The sequence below is a fragment of the uncultured Ellagibacter sp. genome, assembly GCF_934643285.1.
Taxonomy (GTDB): domain Bacteria; phylum Actinomycetota; class Coriobacteriia; order Coriobacteriales; family Eggerthellaceae; genus Ellagibacter.
The window spans coordinates 35264-51670 of sequence record NZ_CAKUBT010000010.1 but is presented as its reverse complement, the minus strand read 5'-3'; the positions used below and the strand labels follow the sequence as shown (position 1 = coordinate 51670).

The window sequence follows — 16407 nt, the reverse complement described above, 5'->3', positions numbered from 1 at the left end:
CAGGGTCGAGTCTTCTTGGCAGCCATGCGGTCAAGAAGCATTAAAGCTAAAGGAAAGCGGCAGTCGAACCGAAAGCCCGTGCTCGATGGCACATCGCCCCCTTGAGCAAAGAGGCTGCCAGGGAGATGAGCCTTCCCTTGCAGCCCCTCGCCTGCACTAGCCGATCTTCACGATGGGGGCGTAGTCCTTCAGAAGCTTCTTCGTCTGGCCGGTTTTCGCGAAGCGGATGTGGAGCGTGTCGCCGTCGACCTTCACAACCTTGCCGCGGCCGAATGTCTTGTGGTCGACCGCGTCGCCGACGGAGAAGGCGACGCCCGCCGCTTCCTTCTTCCCCGCCTTCGGGTTCACGTAGCTGCCCGAACCGTGAGCGCTCAACCCCGTATGCCCGCTTCGGCCTGCGCGATCGCGGTCGCCACGGCCTGCGCTTCCCGACGCGCTCGAGCGCCCAAACACGCGGCCGCCACCCGCCTCCGTACCGCTTCCCGCGATGCCTCGGCGGCTGCCGCGCTTCTCCCAGCCGGTGCCGGAAAAGCCCGCAGAGCCCAATCCCGACGTTTGGCGCAGCTCGGCGGGAATCTCGTGGATGAAGCGCGATACCGGGTTCGCCGACGTCTGGCCGAAAATCTGGCGCTGCTGCGCGCACGTGAGGTAGAGCACCTTTCGCGCACGGGTGATCGCAACGTAGGCAAGCCTGCGCTCCTCCTCAATTCCCGCAGCGTCGTTCACGCTGTTCATGTGCGGGAAAAGGGTCTCCTCCATGCCCGCCGTGAATACGCAATCGAACTCGAGACCCTTTGAGGAGTGCACGGTCATGAGCGTGACTGCCTTGCCGTCCTCCCCCATGGTGTCCAAATCGGTGCGCAGGCGGACCCACTCGATGAAGTCGGCGAGGGAATCCCCACGGAGCACGCGCACGGGCTCCGCGTCGCCGGCAACCGCATCCCCCTCCGTCGGCGCCGCAAACTCAGCGTCGTCCTCCTCATGCGTCTGCGAGAACTCGTCGACAACGCCCATGAACTCCTGGATGTTCTCGATGCGCCCGCGCGCCTCGTCGGTGTTCTCGTTGGTGAGCGCAGAGATGAGTCCCGCGCGATCGACGATCATCTCCACCACGCGGCGCAGCTCGCCCGAATACTCCTGAGCCTCCTTGATAAGCTCCACGAACTCCCCCACCGCGCGACGGGTCGAGGCGCGCAGCTCGGGATCGAGAACGACGAGCTCGGCGCCTTGCATGAACGTCATGCCCATCTCGCGGGCGAACTGCTCGATGCGCTCGATGGTGGTCTTGCCGATTCCGCGGCGCGGCACATTGATGACGCGCTTTGCGGCAATGTCGTCGGCGGGGTTCACGACCAGCGTGAGGTATGCCATGACGTCGCGAATCTCCGCGCGATCGAAGAACTTCGTGCCGCCGACGATGCGGTAGGGCACGCCCGCGCGCAAAAGCATATCTTCAAGCATGCGCGACTGCGCGTTCGTGCGGTAGAAAACGGCGATCTGGTTGTACGACATGCCAGCCGAGCGGCGCTTCTCGATCTCGCCCGCGATCCAACGGCCCTCATCGCGCTCGTCAGTCGCCATATAGACGTGGATTTTCTCGCCGTCCTCGGCGGAGGTGAAGAGCTTTTTCGCCTTGCGATGCTGGTTGTTCGCGATGACGGCGTTCGCAGCGGCGAGCACGTTGCCCACGCTGCGGTAGTTCTGCTCAAGCTTCACCGTGTGGCAGTTGGGATAATCCTGCTCGAACTCGAGGATGTTGCGAATGTCGGCACCGCGCCACGAGTAAATGGACTGGTCGTCGTCGCCCACGACCATGATGTTTTTGTACTTCTGCGCCAAAAGCCCCGTGATCGCGTACTGCGCATGGTTAGTGTCCTGATATTCGTCCACCATGATGTAGCGGAAGCGCTCCTGATAGGCCTCGAGCACATCGGGATGGTTCTTCAGCAGCAGATACGCATACACGAGCAGATCGTCGAAGTCGAAGGCGTTCGCAGCACGCAAGCGCTCCTGCAGGCGTGTGTAGATGCGAGCGGCCACCTTTCCCACCGGGTCGATCGCCTGCTTCTCGAAATCGCCCGGCACGATGAGCTCGTTTTTCGCCTGGGAGATGCGCCCCATGAGGGCGTTTATGGGAAAGCGCTTCGGGTCGATGTCGAGCTCTGCCATGATTTCCTTGTACAGGCGCTTCTGGTCGTCGGTGTCGTAGATGGTGAAGCTCTTCGAGAAGCCGAGACGCTCGGCGTCGGCGCGCAACATGCGCACGCACATGCTGTGGAAGGTGGAGACCCACATGCCGCGGCACCGCGGCCCGATGATGCCCTGAAGGCGCTCGCGCATTTCGGCAGCAGCTTTGTTGGTGAAGGTGATCGCAAGAATTTCCCACGGCGCCACATCCAGGTCTTCCACGAGATGGGCGATTCGGTAGGTAAGTACGCGCGTCTTGCCCGAGCCTGCGCCCGCCAGTACCAAAAGCGGGCCTTCCGTGCACTGGACAGCTTCGGCCTGCGGGCCGTTTAACGTGGCGATGTCTACGGGCATAGGTATCTTCTCCTGCATACTGCGAACGGGAAATGCGCGGATGCGCAACGCGGCCGCGCAAGAAAAGCCTCGCGCGGCCGGCATCGATTCATGTTTCGTCCCTGCATTGTATCGCAGCCGACAAGGCCCGTCCCGCATACGGCAGGCGCTGCGCGAAAGCCACAGCTTTTGTTCGATTACGGGCGGTTTCACATGGAGATGACCGCGCGAAGTGTGCCTTTGGAGTAAAGTAGTCGGCAGCAAACTGAAGCAAACGAGCCGACTGCAAAGGAGCGCTTCATGGAAGAAGAGAAGCCGATTAAAATCATCCTGCTCACTGGATACCTCGGAGCAGGCAAGACCACCCTTTTGAACCACATCCTCGCAAACGAGGAAGGCATCCGCGCCGCGGTCATCGTGAACGACATCGGCGAGGTGAACGTCGACGCAGCGCTGATCGATTCGAACGGGTTCTCCGAGATGGATGGCGACCTCATTCCACTCACGAATGGATGTCTGTGCTGCACGCTTTCCGATGACCTGGCAAACCAGCTGACCGACATCGCGAACGCGGGCAAGTACGACTACATCATCATCGAGGCATCGGGCATCTGCGAACCGATTCCCATTGCCTACATCATCTCCGACTTCTGCGATCAGACGAAAAACGAGGGACACGCACCGCTCGATTTGGACAACATCGTGGCCGTTGTGGACTGCGCGCGCATGTACGACGAGTTCAACGGCGGGCGCGACCTGTTAGAGGAAGACATCGACGAGGACGACATCGAGAGCCTGCTCATCCAACAGATCGAGTTCTGCTCGACGCTCATCCTGAACAAGGCCGACAAGGTGACGCCCGAGCAAATGGATGAGCTGAAGGCAATCGTTCGCAGCCTACAGAAGGAAGCAGTCATCGTGGAGGCGACGCGCGGCGACGTTCCCATGAGTGAGCTTCTCGACACGAACCGCTTCGACTTCGAAAAGGCCTACAACTCCGCCGCCTGGGCAGACGCGATGGAACATCCCGAGGAGCACGACGACCCTGAGGTTCTCGAGTACGACATCGAGACCTTCATCTACAAGCGTCGCAAACCATTTGACCTCGACAAACTCAACGAGTACGCGGAGGGGTGGCCCACGAGCATCATCCGCGCGAAGGGCATCATGTGGGTGACCGAACATCCGGACACGGCATACGTCTTCGAGCAGGCGGGCCGCCAGATGACGATGGACGAGAGCAGCATGTTCGTCGACGCCGCCACCGAGGATGAGCGCCAGCAGGCGATCACCGAGTACCCCGAGATTATGGAAGACTGGGATCCTGAAGTGGGCGACCGCATGAACAAGATCTGCTTCATCGGACGTCATATGGACAAGGAAGCCCTCATCGCCGGCCTCGACTCCTGCCTCGTCGATTGGCATAAGTAAGCGAACAAAAAGGCCGACCCCCTCATCGGGAGTCGGCCTTTTCTTTTCAAGTGATGGCTGCGATAAGCCTACTTCACAGCACCAACAGCCTTGAGCTGAAGATCGTACCACTCCAGCTTGGTGCGGTGCGTTTCCAGCAGAGCCGTCGATTGGTCATCGCCCTTGCCCTCGAGCTGAGCGATAGCCTCACGAAGCTTCGCCGCTTTAGTGGTGAGTTCCTCGACATCGATGCTGTCGACGTCCTTGCCCATGCGAGCAAGGACGGACAGGTTGTTGTCGAGCACCTGGGCGAATCCGCCGTACGTCACAAAGTAGCGCTTATCCTTGCCAGCCTCATCGAGCGTCAGCGTCAACACGCCAGGGCGGTTGGTGCACACGAACATCTCATGGCCGGCCATAACGCCGAGGTCGCCCTCACTGCCCGGGATCTGAGCGTACTCGATCTCGCCGTGGAACAACTCGCGGGTCGGAATAGCCACCGTGCAACGGAATTTAGGCATTGGCTTTTTCCTTCGACTCGTTGTAAGCAGCGTACACCTCGTCGATGGAGCCCTTCAGACGGAAGAACTGCTCAGGAATCTCATCGCACTTGCCGTCGAGGATATCACCGAACGAACGGATGGTGTCCTCGAGCTTGACGTACTTGCCGTCGAGGCCGGTGAACTGCTTGGCCACATGGAAGCACTGGCCGAAGAACTGCTGCGCCTTACGGGCACGGTTCACGATCAGCTTCTGCTCTTCGGAAAGCTCGTCCATACCAAGGATGGCGATGATGTCCTGGAGGTCCTTGTAGTTCTGCAGGAGCTCCTGGATGCCGACAGCCACGCGGTAGTGCTCCTCGCCGACGATCTGCGGGTCGAGTGCGCGGGAGGTGGACTCCAGCGGGTCGACGGCCGGATAGATGCCGAGCTCAGCGATGGAACGGGAAAGAACCGTCTTCGCATCGAGGTGCGTGAACGTGGTGGCCGGAGCCGGGTCGGTCAAGTCGTCAGCAGGAACGTAGACGGCCTGCACCGAGGTGATGGAACCGGTTGCGGTCGAGGTAATGCGCTCCTGGAGGTCGCCCATCTCGGTAGCCAGCGTCGGCTGATAGCCTACAGCGGAAGGCATACGGCCGAGAAGTGCGGACACCTCGGAACCAGCCTGGGTGAAGCGGAAGATGTTGTCCACGAACAGAAGCACGTCCTGGCCCTGATCACGGAAGTACTCGGCTTCGGTCAGGCCAGCGAGGCCGACGCGCAGACGCGCTCCCGGCGGCTCATTCATCTGACCGTAAACCAAGCAGGTCTTGTTGATAACGCCGGAGTCGCTCATCTCGAGGAACAGGTCGGTACCCTCACGGGTACGCTCGCCTACGCCGGTGAACACGGACGTGCCGCCGTGCTCCTGAGCGAGGTTGTTGATGAGCTCCTGGATGATAACGGTCTTGCCGACGCCTGCGCCGCCGAACAGGCCGGTCTTGCCGCCCTTGATGAACGGCTCGATGAGGTCGATGGCCTTGATGCCGGTCTCGAAGATCTCCGTCTTGGTGGACAGCTGATCGTAATCGGGGGCCGGGCGGTGAATCGGCATGTAGCCGGTCACATCGGGCATCGGCTTCTCGTCAACAGGCTCGCCCATGACGTTCCAGATGCGGCCGAGGGTCTCGTTGCCAACCGGCATCATGATCGGATGACCGGTGTCGAGCACCTCGAGGCCACGAACCAGACCGTCAGTCGAGCTCATAGCGACGGAGCGGACGAGGTTGCCAGGGAGATGCGTTTCGACTTCGAGAACGACATGCATGTCGCCCGCGAGCGTCTTCGCGTCAACCGTAAGAGCGTTGTAGATTCCCGGCATGGATTCCGCGGGGAATTCCACGTCGACAACAGGACCGACGATACGCACAATGCGGCCGGTAGCGCCCTTGCTGGCCTCGAGCTCCTCTCTTGTAAGCAAATGTTCACTCATATTTAATCCTCCAAAGCCGCTGCGCCACCGACGATTTCCGAAATCTCGGTCGTAATGGCGCCCTGACGGACGCGGTTGTACAGTCTGGTCAACGTTTCGGCCATCTCAGTAGCGTTGTCGGTCGCCGACTTCATAGCCGTACGACGAGCGCCCTGCTCTGCTGCGGCTGAATCAATCAGCGCGTAGTAGAACGTGTTGCGCAGGTACGCCACCATGAGCTGGTGCATAACGGTTGCAGCATCGGGCTCGAAGTCCACATCGCCGGGAATCTTCTTCTCCCCATCGCGATAAGGCTCGAGGACATCCTCTTCCTTCGGCTCCAAACCAAGTACCTCGGCGAAGCTCATCATGTTGATCGGCAGAACCTGCTGCACGACGAGCGTCTGCTCGGCACCGTTCTTGGCATGATTGAACACGAGGGTAACCTCGTCAATCTGCCCGTTCTCGTAGCCATGGTTGTAGCCTTCGCCGATGTAGGCCGAAATCTCTGCAGCCTCTTCGTAAGTAGGATCTGCGGACAGATCGCGGAACTCGAAAATCGGTTTGACACCACGGTAGTTGAAATAGCCGATGGCCTTCTTGCCGCAAGCGATAACCTCAACCTCGATGCCCTGCTTTTCCTTCGCCTTGATAAGCTTCTCGGCTTCGCGGAGCACGTTGCTGTTGAAACCGCCTGCAAGCCCACGATCCGACGTGACCACAACGACGACGGCACGCTTCACCTCGTCATGCGTGATCAGCAGAGGCTCGGAATCGAGCGGGGCGTATTTCGCCGTGCTGATCAGCATGTCGGAGATGCAGTTAGCCCAAGGAAGCGCATTGAACACACGGTCGGTGGCGCGACGGATCTTCGCCGCCGCGACCATCTCCATCGTGCGCGTAATCTGCTTCGTCGAGGTGACGGAGTTGATTCGCCTTTCTATGTCGTGAAGGTTGGGCATATGATACCTACCTTACACCGAAGGCGAAAACTGGGTCTTGAACGCCTCGATAGCGGCATTCAGCTCGGTCTTGGTCTCGTCGGTGAACTTCTTCTCGGTCTTGACGCTCTCAACGATGGCAGGCTTAGACGCATGCAGGTACTCGATGAGCTCACCACGGAAGCGAACAACATCGGCAACCGGGATATCGTCGAGGTAGCCGTTACCGCCAGCATAGATGGCGATAGCCTGATCATAGAAGGGCATCGGGACGTAACGACCCTGCTTCAGAAGCTCGGTCATGTGAGCGCCGCGGTTCAGCTGATCCTGGGTCGCCTTGTCGAGGTCGCTGCCGAACTGCGTGAACGCCTGCAGCTCGCGGTAAGCGGCCAAGTCGAGGCGCAGGGTGCCTGCGACGGACTTCATAGCCTTGGTCTGAGCGGAGCCGCCAACGCGGGAAACCGAGATACCAACGTTGACTGCCGGTCGCTGGCCCTGGAAGAACAGGTCCGTGGACAAGAAGATCTGGCCGTCGGTAATGGAAATCACGTTGGTCGGAATGTAAGCGGAGACGTCGCCAGCCTGGGTCTCGATGATCGGCAGAGCCGTCATGGAGCCGCGGCCGTACTCGTCGGACATCTTGACTGCACGTTCGAGCAGGCGAGAATGCAGGTAGAAGATGTCGCCAGGATATGCTTCGCGTCCCGGCGGGCGACGAAGGGTCAGCGACATCTGTCGGTAGGCCACCGCCTGCTTGGACAAGTCATCGTAGATGATGAGCACATGGCGTCCCGGGTTCTCCGGGCCTGCGGGCTTGCCGTCTTCGCCGTTGTAGACGAAGTACTCGCCCATTGCAGCACCGGCCATAGGCGCGATGTACTGCAGCGGAGCGGAATCAGCAGCCGTTGCAGACACGATGATCGTGTACTTCATGGCGTCGTAACGCTCGAGGGTCTCCATAACGCCGGCAACCGTAGAAGCCTTCTGACCGATCGCAACATAGATGCAGATCATGTCTTCGTCTTTTTGGTTGATGATGGCGTCGATGGCGATAGCGGTCTTACCGGTCTGGCGGTCGCCAATGATAAGCTCGCGCTGGCCACGTCCGATAGGGATCATGGAGTCGATAGCCATGATGCCGGTCTGCATCGGCTCGTGAACAGGCTTACGGCTGATAACGCCAGGGGCCTTGAACTCGACCGGGCGGGTGCCTTCGGCCTCGATCTCGCCCTTGCCGTCAATCGGCATGCCGAGCGGGTTCACGACGCGGCCGAGCAGGCCTTTGCCGGACGGAACCTCCATGATGCGGCCCGTGGTGCGGACCTGATCATTTTCCTTGATTGCGGTGACGTCACCGAGAAGAACGGCGCCGACCTCATCCTCTTCGAGGTTCTGGGCCAAGCCGAACACGGTCTTACCGTTGGATCCGACGAACTCGAGAAGCTCGCCAGCCATCGCGTTCTTCAGACCGTCAACACGAGCGATGCCGTCGCCGACCTGGATGACGGTACCGACCTCGCGGGAATCAACGCTCACTTCAAGGGAGGCCAACTGCTTACGCAGCGCTTCGTCAATGGACTGTGCGGTAATTTCAGTCACTAGCATTCACCTCCATCTGTTTTCTTCTTCAGCACGATGCGCGCATTGTTGAGCTGGCTAGCCACGCTCGCGTCAATGCGCTTGTCGCCCGCGCTCATGATGATGCCGCCCAAGATGGACTTGTCGATGCGCTCGCGAAGAACGACCTTCATGCCCAGCTCGGATTCGGCTTTTTGCTTGATGATGTCGCGCAGATGGTCATCGAGCTCAACAACCGTGGTCACATCGAGGATGCACAGGTTGAGCTTGGTTTCCACCTGGTTTTCGTAGCTTGCACGGACCTGCGGGAGCAACTTGATCTCACCGCGCTCTGCCATGACGGCCAGAACCTCGGTGAAAGCAGGGTTGCACTGCGCAAAAGCCGCACGTGCAATCTGGGCCCTCTGTTCGGGCGTGTACGCCGCGTCTTCCAGAGCGCCTGAAAGATCGACATTCGTCCGCATCACGGAGACGATCTTCTCCGCCTGTTCGCGCACTTCGAGAACAGCGTCTTGGCCGCCGGAAGTGTTCGCGGCATCGAGGAGTACCGATGCGTACGCGGCGATCTTCTCTTTGGTGATGAGGCGGTTATTAGGCATTGAAACTGCCCGCCTCGGTCACGTAATGCTCGATGATCTTGCGGTGCTCATCGTCGTTCAGGTCGTGGCCGACAAGGCGAGAAGCCACGTCGACGGACAGATCGGCGATAGAACCCTGCAGCTCGGCGACAGCGGCCTTCTTCTCGGCCTCGATCGCACCGCGAGCCTTTTCGATCATCTGGGCAGACTCAGCCTGGGCCTTGTTGGTGATGTCGGCCTTGACAGCCTCGCCCGTAGCCTTCGCATCCGCGATGATCTTCGCGGACTGAGCCTTGGCTTCCTCGAGCTGGCGCTTGTACTCGGCAAGCGTGCGCTCGGCTTCTACCTGGGCTTCCTCAGACTTCTTAAGGGCTTCCTTGATGGTGCTCTCGCGCTTCGTGATGATGTTGTCAACCACGGGCCAACCGAACTTGGCCAGCACGATGAGAATGATGATGAAGGCAACGAGCATCGGAATGAACTCATTCATATCGGGAATGAGCACCGCGATGCCTTCTTTCTCCTCAGAGGCGAACGCGAGGGTGGGGAAAGCACATGCAAGGCTTGCTGCAGATGCAGCTGCGACACCGGCCTTTGCCAACTTCGTCTTCAGTTTTGCTTTCACTCATCCACCTTCTCTCTCAGCGTGTATTTCTAAAACGATACAGCCGATTTAGAAGATGAAGGTAAGAACGAAGCCGATAAGGGCGAGTGCCTCAGCCAGAGCGCCGAAGATAAGCGCGTTGGTGAAGAGCTTGCCGGCGAGCTCGGGCTGGCGAGCAGAGCCAACGCACAGGCCATAGCCGCAAAGACCAAGACCGATGCCTGGGCCGATGGTGCCGAGGCCGTAGCCGACAACCTTCAGGGCTGCGATAACGAGAGTAGCTTCCACTTTTCCTCCTTTTTTCGTTTCTGAGCCTTTTCTCAAAAACTGCTTTACTTATGTCTCTCGGCGTTTCTAACGGAAACGTCGTTGAAACCGAATCGGTGCGCCTTTCGGCGCGATGCGGGCGCGGCCCGCGCGGTTCTAGTGCTCGCTCTGAGCGAGGCCCACGTACACGGCCGTCAGCACGGAGAACACGTATGCCTGCAGGAAGGCAACGAGGCATTCGAGCGCGTACATGGCGATAAGGAACACAGCCCATGCAATCGCGGCGACGCCTGCGGGATTGGCGAACGAGATCAGATCGAGGATGAAGAACTGGGTCATGATCGCGAAGATGCCGAGGATCATGTGGCCGGCGAACATGTTGCCGTAAAGTCGAACGGCAAGGGTCAGCAGGCGGATGACCAGGGAGAAGAACTCGAAGAACCAGATGATGGGAACCATCGGCTTAGGAAGGCCCGACGGAGCGATGGACTTGATGTAGCCCCAGCCGCCCTTGGCCTTGATGCCGTAGAAGTTGAAGTACAGGAAAGAGAGCAATGCAAGTGCGAACGTGACGGACAGGGTGCCGGTCGGCGTCTTCGCGCCCGGGATAAGGCCGATCACGTTGGAGATGAGGATGAAGAAGAACATGGTCGCGATGAACGGGATGTGCTTCTTGTAGCCATGGCCGATAGCGCCCTCGCCCATGTTGCGGCGAACTGCGTCGTAGCCCCACTCCACAAGGCCTGCGAACTTGCCCTCGGGGACAACCTTGATCTTGCGCACGCCCACGAGCACGCCCACGATTACGATCGCGCAGATGATGATCATCCAAAAGGTGTACTGGGTGATTCCGACGCCATTGCCGAAATCGAAGACGAGCGTCGAGTTGAACGACTCGCTGAGCTCCTCAATAGGAGCGGAGATATCGTTCAGGGGATTGCCCGTTAGTTCAAAAGCCATGTACCTCTCCTTTTTCCTTCTCTATCGACGCTTCGACAAAAACACGCCGAAGACAATAACCCCGACCACGAATGCGACAAGTTCCGCAACCGCATACGCGAGCGCGACGTCAGGCGCAACGAGCTTGCACACGACCATACCCGCGACGAGGATGACAAACGACGCGGCAATGGTCAAAAGGAAAGGGCCGAGGAGATTCAAAGACTTGGTCGGATCGACCGCGCGGATTTTCTTGATAGCCACATTGAACGGGATGACGCTCACCAGTCCAACGAGCACCGCGACGATGATTGCTACTACCATGTCCTTCTTTCCTTGACCCTCTGCGCGCACTGCGCCCTTCTAAAAGCCTTCCGTATAATAGCCGAATGTGAAGGAGTCGCGAAGGCGCCGTAGGAAACACGTCCTTTTTTCGGGTGAGCGGTCATTTACGCGCGCTTGGCCGAAAAGAGGGACCGCTCACTTTGGGGGCACCGCGCGAAGGCTCCTCTTGTGATTCGTATTTTTCGAGGTCAGTCCTTTACTTGTTCGCCGGCTCGAACACCCGAAGCTTGATTCCCGCCTCCTCGAGCATCGACATAGCGAGCTCGTCGGGATAGGGATTTTGGTAGATGATCTCCTCGATATCGGCGTTGATGATCATCTTCGCGCACACAACGCAGGGCTGGGTGTTGATGTAGATCGAGGCGCCCGCGATGTTGATTCCGTAGCGCGCGGCCTGGATGATCGCGTTCTGCTCGGCATGGAGCCCGCGACAAATCTCGTGGCGCTGCCCCGAGGGAACGCCGAGCTGCTGGCGCAAGCATCCAGTCTCGGCGCAGTGCGCAAGTCCCGCAGGCACGCCGTTGTACCCCGTCGCGAGGATGCGGCGCTCCTTCACGATGACGGCCCCCACCCCGCGCCGCATGCACGTCGTGCGCGTGGCAACCTGGTTGGCAAGCGTCATGAAGTATTCGTCCCAGCTGGGTCTCTTGTCTTGGGTCATTGGAATCCATCCCTCATATGGCGAGAGCGCGGCAACGCTCAGTCGCTCGGCAGTCCTGCTCGCGCGAAAGCGCCACTGGCGCTTTCGGCTCGTGCGGAACTCGCTTTGTGAGCGCCGCCGCGTTCTCGACCACTTGAAACCGTACTGTCCCCGACCGACGCTCCGCGCGTTCGGGGACGCGCCCGCTCGGGCGCATAGACAGGGAAATAACAGTCCACAGGACTCCCTGTCCCCGACCGACGCTTCGCGCGTTCGGGGACGCGCCCGCTCGGGCGCATAGACAGGGAAATAACAGTCCACAGGACTGTTATTTATTTCGTACCGAAGATGCGGTCACCAGCGTCGCCGAGGCCGGGGACGATATAGGCCGCGGAATTGAGTCCCTCGTCAATGGCGCACGTGTAGATGTGCACGTTGTCATCGGCGGCGAGAACGGCATTGATGCCCTCTGGCGCGGCGACGAGGACCATAAGCTTGATCTCACCGGTGACGCCGCGCGAGCGCAGGTAGGTGACGGCCGAGATGATCGAGCCGCCCGTCGCGAGCATCGGGTCGACCACGAGCACCGTGCGATTGGCGATGTCCTCGGGCATCTTGTCGTAATAGGGAACCGGCTCATGGGTCTCCTCGTTGCGGTACATGCCAAGATGGCCCACGCGCGCCGCAGGGATCAGGTCGAGCACGCCGTCGACCATGCCAAGCCCGGCACGGAGGATGGGCACCACCGCGAGCTTCTTGCCCGACACCCGCTTGCAGCGCGCCGTGCAGATGGGGGTTTCGACGTCCACGTCGGCCAGCGGCAGATCGCGCGTTGCCTCGTAGCCCTCGAACAGGGCAAGCTCGCGCACGAGCTCGCGGAATTGCTTGCAAGAAGTCGTTTTATCGCGCAGGATGGAAAGCTTGTGCTGCACCATAGGGTGATCGACGAGGGTGACGCGGCTGTTGTCCATTGGGTCCTTCTTTCGGCCGAAGTTAAGCTTCCACAAAGAAAAGGGCCCGCGGTAAGCCGCGAGCCCTTCACCGTTTGATGCGATTCTACCAGCATTGCGCCGCCGCGTGAGCCACAACCGACGCATGCACCGACTAAGAATTCAGGAAAGCGTCATTTCCCGACCCACGTCGAAGAACCAAACCGCGCACTCGCTCCCATCCTCGCGAAAAAGGGTCGAGAACTCGTCGACCTGGCGCAAAATATTGTCTGCCCAGCGGGCGGCTTCTAGTACTCCAAACCCGGGTAGAGCGGATGGGCCTCGAGCATCGCGTCGACCTTCTTCTTGATGTCGGCGAGCTTCGCGTCATCGTCGGCGTTGAACACGGTGCCGGCAATGCACAGGCCGACCTCGTAGAAGTCTTCCTTCGTGAAGCCGCGCGTGGTCGCCGCAGCAGAACCGACTCGAATGCCGCTCGCCACGAAGGGGCTGCGCTGCTCGTTGGGGATGGTGTTCTTGTTCACCGTGAGGCCGACGCGCTCGAGCAGCTTCTCGGCATCCTTGCCGGTGACGTCGGCGGGCGTGAGGTCCACGAGGCACAGGTGATTGTCCGTGCCGCCCGACACCAGGCGCAGGCCGCCGTCGGTCATGCCCTGGCCGAGCGCCTTCGCGTTCTCGACCACATGGTCGATGTAGATTTTGAACTCAGGCTTGAGCGCCTCGCCGAACGCGACCGCCTTGCCGGCGATGACGTGCATGAGCGGGCCGCCCTGCGAGCCGGGGAACACCGCGGAGTTGATCTTCTTGAAGAGCTCCTCGGAGTTCGTCAGGATGAAGCCACCGCGTGGACCGCGCAGCGTCTTGTGGCTGGTCGACGTCGTGATGTCGGCATACGGCACAGGGCTGGGATGTGCGCCCGTGGCGACGAGGCCGGCGATGTGGGCCATGTCCACCATGAGGTAGGCGCCCACCTCATGCGCGATCTCGGCCATGCGCGGGAAGTCGATCGTGCGAGGATAGGCGGAAGCACCACCGACGATGACCTTCGGGCGAACCTCCTTCGCCTTTTTAAGAAGCGCGTCGTAGTCGATGACCTCGGTCGCGGGATCGACGCCGTAGGATTCCGCATGGTAGAGCTTGCCCGAGAAGTTCGCCGGGCTGCCGTGAGTAAGATGGCCGCCGTTGTCGAGGCCCATACCCAAAATGGTGTCGCCGGGCTTAATCAGCGCGAAGTACGCCGCCAGGTTCGCGTTCGCACCGGAATGGGGCTGGACGTTCGCGAACTGCGCGCCGTAGAGCTTGCAGGCGCGATCGCGCGCGAGGTCCTCCACGATGTCTACCTTCTCGCAACCGCCGTAATAGCGCTTGCCGGGATAGCCCTCCGCGTACTTGTTGGTGAGCACGCTGCCCATGGCCTCCATGACAGCCGGACTAGTGAAGTTCTCCGAAGCGATGAGCTCGACACTCGTGCGCTGACGTCCCAGCTCAGCGCGAAGAACGTCGGCGACCTCGGGATCGCTTTCACTTACATATTGCAACGTCATATCACTCGCCCCTTCCAGAGCCCGAAAAAAGTATGCGCCCACTCTAGCACAATGAGCAGGCGCAATTGTTACAAGTTGGTTAGGGGAAGCCTGCGTTGGTCAAGGGAAAACTGACTCAACCGGGAACCGCGGCCGTTACGCCGACGGAGTCTCGAGCGCCATGATCTTCTCGACGCGGCCCGCATGGCGTCCGCCGCCGAAGTCGGTCGACAGAAACACGTCAAGGATGCGCTTGTTTTCCTCCACGTCGACGAAGCGACCCGACAGCGTCACGATGTTGGCGTCGTTGTGCTCGCGGCACAGCTCGGCGAACTGGGTGTTGATGACGTTCACCGCGCGGATGCCGTTGATCTTATTAGCGGCGACGGCCATGCCAATTCCCGTACCGCAGACGAGAACGCCATACGTTGCCACGCCGTCTGCCACCTCATGGGCGACCTTGGCGGCGAAGTCGGGGTAATCGACGCGGTCATCGGAGTCGGGGCCCAGATCGTGCACCTCGTAGCCCTTCTCCTCAAGGTAGACAGCCAAAAGCTGCTTCTGCTCAAAACCCGCGTGATCGCTTGCGATGCTGATAATCATGTTCCTACTCTCCCTTATGTCGTGAACCTGCCCTATTTCGTCTTCGTATGCCCCACCGCGCGCCGCCATCCTTCCAAAAGCTCGGCATGGCGCGTGTGGTCCATCTGCGGCTCGTAGACGTCATCGGTCGTGCGCAGCCCGCGCAGCTGGTCGGTGCTCTCCCAAAAGCCCGTCGCCAAACCAGCCAGGTACGCGGCGCCGACAGCAGTGGTCTCCGCGTTCTTCGGACGATGAAGCGACGTGCGAAGCATATCGCATTGGAACTGCATGAGGAAGTCGTTTTTCGACGCGCCGCCGTCGACGTTGAGCTCGGAGAGCTTCACGCCTGAGTCGGCCTCCATCGCCACCACCAAGTCATGCACCTGGTAAGCGAGCGATTCGAGCGCCGCACGAACGAAATGGGCGCGAGTCGATCCGCGCGTGAGGCCAACGACCGTACCGCGCGCCTCGGCATCCCAGTACGGGGCGCCAAGGCCAGTGAAGGCGGGCACGATGTAGACGCCCTCCGTGCTATCGACGCTGCGGGCAATCTCGCAGGTGTCGGCCACGTCGTCGATAAGGCCCATCTCGTCGCGCAGCCACTGCAGAAGAGCACCCGCCATAAACACGCTTCCCTCGAGCGCATATTCAGGTCCCTTTGCATCAGGCGCGCTCGCGGCAACGGTAGTGACCAGGCCGTTTTTCGACTCGCACGCCTCGCTCCCCGTGTTCATAAGAAGAAAGCAACCCGTGCCGTAGGTGTTTTTCGCCTGCCCGGGCGAAAAACAGCACTGCCCGAACAGCGCCGCCTGCTGGTCGCCCGCGATGCCGCGGATGGGCACGCCGGGGAAAACGGCAGGGTTTCTCGTCACGCCGAAGTCGCCCGATGAGGGGCGCACCTCGGGAAGCATCGAGGCGGGGATGTCGAACAAATCGAGCAGCCACGGGTCCCATTTCATGTCGTGGATGTTGAACAGCATGGTGCGACTTGCGTTGGTGACGTCGGTGGCGTGCACCTCGCCCTGCGTGAGCGCCCATAAAAGCCACGAGTCAACCGTGCCGAACGCGAGCTTCCCCTGGAGCGCATCCTCGCGAGCGCCGGGGACGTTGTCGAGGATCCAGCGGATCTTGCTGGCGGAGAAGTACGCGTCGGGGATGAGGCCCGTGCGGCGCGTGACCTCCGCCGCGACACCTGGGGCCCCGCACAGCTCCTCGACGAGAGGCGCCGTCCGACGGCACTGCCACACGATGGCGTTCGCCACCGGCTGCCCGGTCTCGCGGTTCCACACGACCGTGGTCTCGCGCTGGTTGGTGATGCCGATGGAGTCGATGTCGTCAGGCCCCAGATCGTTCGACACCAAAAGTTCTGTCAGCGCGCCGAGCTGCGACGAGAGGATATCGCGCGGGTCGTGCTCGACCCAGCCCGGCTTGGGGAAGATCTGCGGGAAGGGGTTTTGCACCACATCCGCGACACGCCCCTCGTGGTCGATGAGCATCGCCCGGGAAGACGTGGTCCCCTGGTCAAGCGCGACGACGTAGGTTTTCGACATGATTATCTCCTCGAAGGGATTCCCGATGCT

General features: G+C 60.5%; 16 protein-coding genes. 1 reads left to right on the top strand and 15 read right to left on the bottom strand.

Translation table 11 applies throughout. From position 1 onward, the window contains the following. Nucleotides 1-156 precede the first annotated feature (156 nt). Complete coding sequence (locus Q0I65_RS06275; protein WP_296061281.1) at nt 157-2541, bottom strand: UvrD-helicase domain-containing protein; 2385 nt, start codon at nt 2539-2541, stop codon at nt 157-159. Between the two features lie 279 nt (nt 2542-2820). On the opposite strand from Q0I65_RS06275, the gene Q0I65_RS06270 reads away from it, so the two are divergent. Next, nucleotides 2821-3951 (top strand): GTP-binding protein, encoded by a 1131-nt coding sequence (locus Q0I65_RS06270; RefSeq protein ID WP_296061279.1) that lies wholly within the window; start codon nt 2821-2823, stop codon nt 3949-3951. A 68-nt stretch (nt 3952-4019) separates the two neighbouring features. Here Q0I65_RS06270 and Q0I65_RS06265 read toward each other — a convergent pair whose 3' ends face one another. The 14 genes from Q0I65_RS06265 to glpK form a co-directional block, all read right to left on the bottom strand. Next, complete coding sequence (locus Q0I65_RS06265) at nt 4020-4451, bottom strand: F0F1 ATP synthase subunit epsilon (RefSeq protein ID WP_296061277.1); 432 nt, start codon at nt 4449-4451, stop codon at nt 4020-4022. Continuing rightward, nucleotides 4444-5901 (bottom strand): F0F1 ATP synthase subunit beta, encoded by a 1458-nt coding sequence (gene atpD, locus Q0I65_RS06260; RefSeq protein ID WP_296061274.1) that lies wholly within the window; start codon nt 5899-5901, stop codon nt 4444-4446. Before atpD ends, Q0I65_RS06265 begins: the two co-directional genes overlap by 8 nt. Nucleotides 5902-5903: 2 nt before the next feature. Further along, the gene (gene atpG, locus Q0I65_RS06255; RefSeq protein WP_296061271.1) at nt 5904-6842 is read right to left on the bottom strand and encodes an ATP synthase F1 subunit gamma; all 939 of its coding nucleotides are present in this window, start codon (nt 6840-6842) and stop codon (nt 5904-5906) included. A gap of 12 nt (nt 6843-6854) precedes the next feature. Further along, on the bottom strand, nt 6855-8426 hold the full coding sequence (gene atpA / locus Q0I65_RS06250; RefSeq protein ID WP_296061269.1) for a F0F1 ATP synthase subunit alpha: 1572 nt from the start codon (nt 8424-8426) through the stop codon (nt 6855-6857). Further along, entirely contained in the window at nt 8420-8998 is a 579-nt protein-coding gene (atpH, locus tag Q0I65_RS06245; RefSeq protein ID WP_158049782.1) for an ATP synthase F1 subunit delta, read from the bottom strand. The genes atpA and atpH overlap by 7 nt, the downstream gene beginning before the upstream one ends. Then, nucleotides 8991-9602: a F0F1 ATP synthase subunit B gene (gene atpF / locus Q0I65_RS06240; RefSeq protein WP_296061266.1), complete on the bottom strand. Its 612-nt coding sequence runs from the start codon at nt 9600-9602 to the stop codon at nt 8991-8993. The genes atpH and atpF overlap by 8 nt, the downstream gene beginning before the upstream one ends. 48 nt (nt 9603-9650) lie before the next feature. Beyond that, nucleotides 9651-9869, bottom strand: coding sequence for a F0F1 ATP synthase subunit C (locus Q0I65_RS06235; RefSeq protein WP_158049784.1), 219 nt, complete (start codon nt 9867-9869; stop codon nt 9651-9653). A gap of 135 nt (nt 9870-10004) precedes the next feature. Beyond that, nucleotides 10005-10808, bottom strand: a complete 804-nt coding sequence (gene atpB, locus Q0I65_RS06230) for a F0F1 ATP synthase subunit A (RefSeq protein WP_296061262.1) — start codon at nt 10806-10808, stop codon at nt 10005-10007. 21 nt (nt 10809-10829) lie between these two features. Next, the gene (locus tag Q0I65_RS06225; RefSeq protein ID WP_276998288.1) at nt 10830-11111 is read right to left on the bottom strand and encodes a hypothetical protein; all 282 of its coding nucleotides are present in this window, start codon (nt 11109-11111) and stop codon (nt 10830-10832) included. 217 nt (nt 11112-11328) lie between these two features. After that, nucleotides 11329-11793, bottom strand: coding sequence for a cytidine/deoxycytidylate deaminase family protein (locus Q0I65_RS06220; protein WP_158049787.1), 465 nt, complete (start codon nt 11791-11793; stop codon nt 11329-11331). 311 nt (nt 11794-12104) lie between these two features. Further along, complete coding sequence (gene upp / locus Q0I65_RS06215) at nt 12105-12743, bottom strand: uracil phosphoribosyltransferase (RefSeq protein ID WP_296061255.1); 639 nt, start codon at nt 12741-12743, stop codon at nt 12105-12107. A gap of 266 nt (nt 12744-13009) precedes the next feature. Beyond that, nucleotides 13010-14266 carry a serine hydroxymethyltransferase gene (gene glyA / locus Q0I65_RS06210; RefSeq protein ID WP_296061253.1) on the bottom strand — a complete coding sequence of 419 codons (1257 nt, stop codon included), beginning with the start codon at nt 14264-14266 and terminating at the stop codon, nt 13010-13012. Nucleotides 14267-14401: 135 nt separating this feature from the next. Next, a complete protein-coding gene (gene rpiB / locus Q0I65_RS06205) occupies nt 14402-14848 on the bottom strand; it encodes a ribose 5-phosphate isomerase B (protein ID WP_296061250.1) in 447 nt (148 codons plus the stop codon). Between the two features lie 32 nt (nt 14849-14880). After that, nucleotides 14881-16377, bottom strand: a complete 1497-nt coding sequence (gene glpK / locus Q0I65_RS06200) for a glycerol kinase GlpK (RefSeq protein WP_296061246.1) — start codon at nt 16375-16377, stop codon at nt 14881-14883. Nucleotides 16378-16407 lie beyond the last annotated feature (30 nt).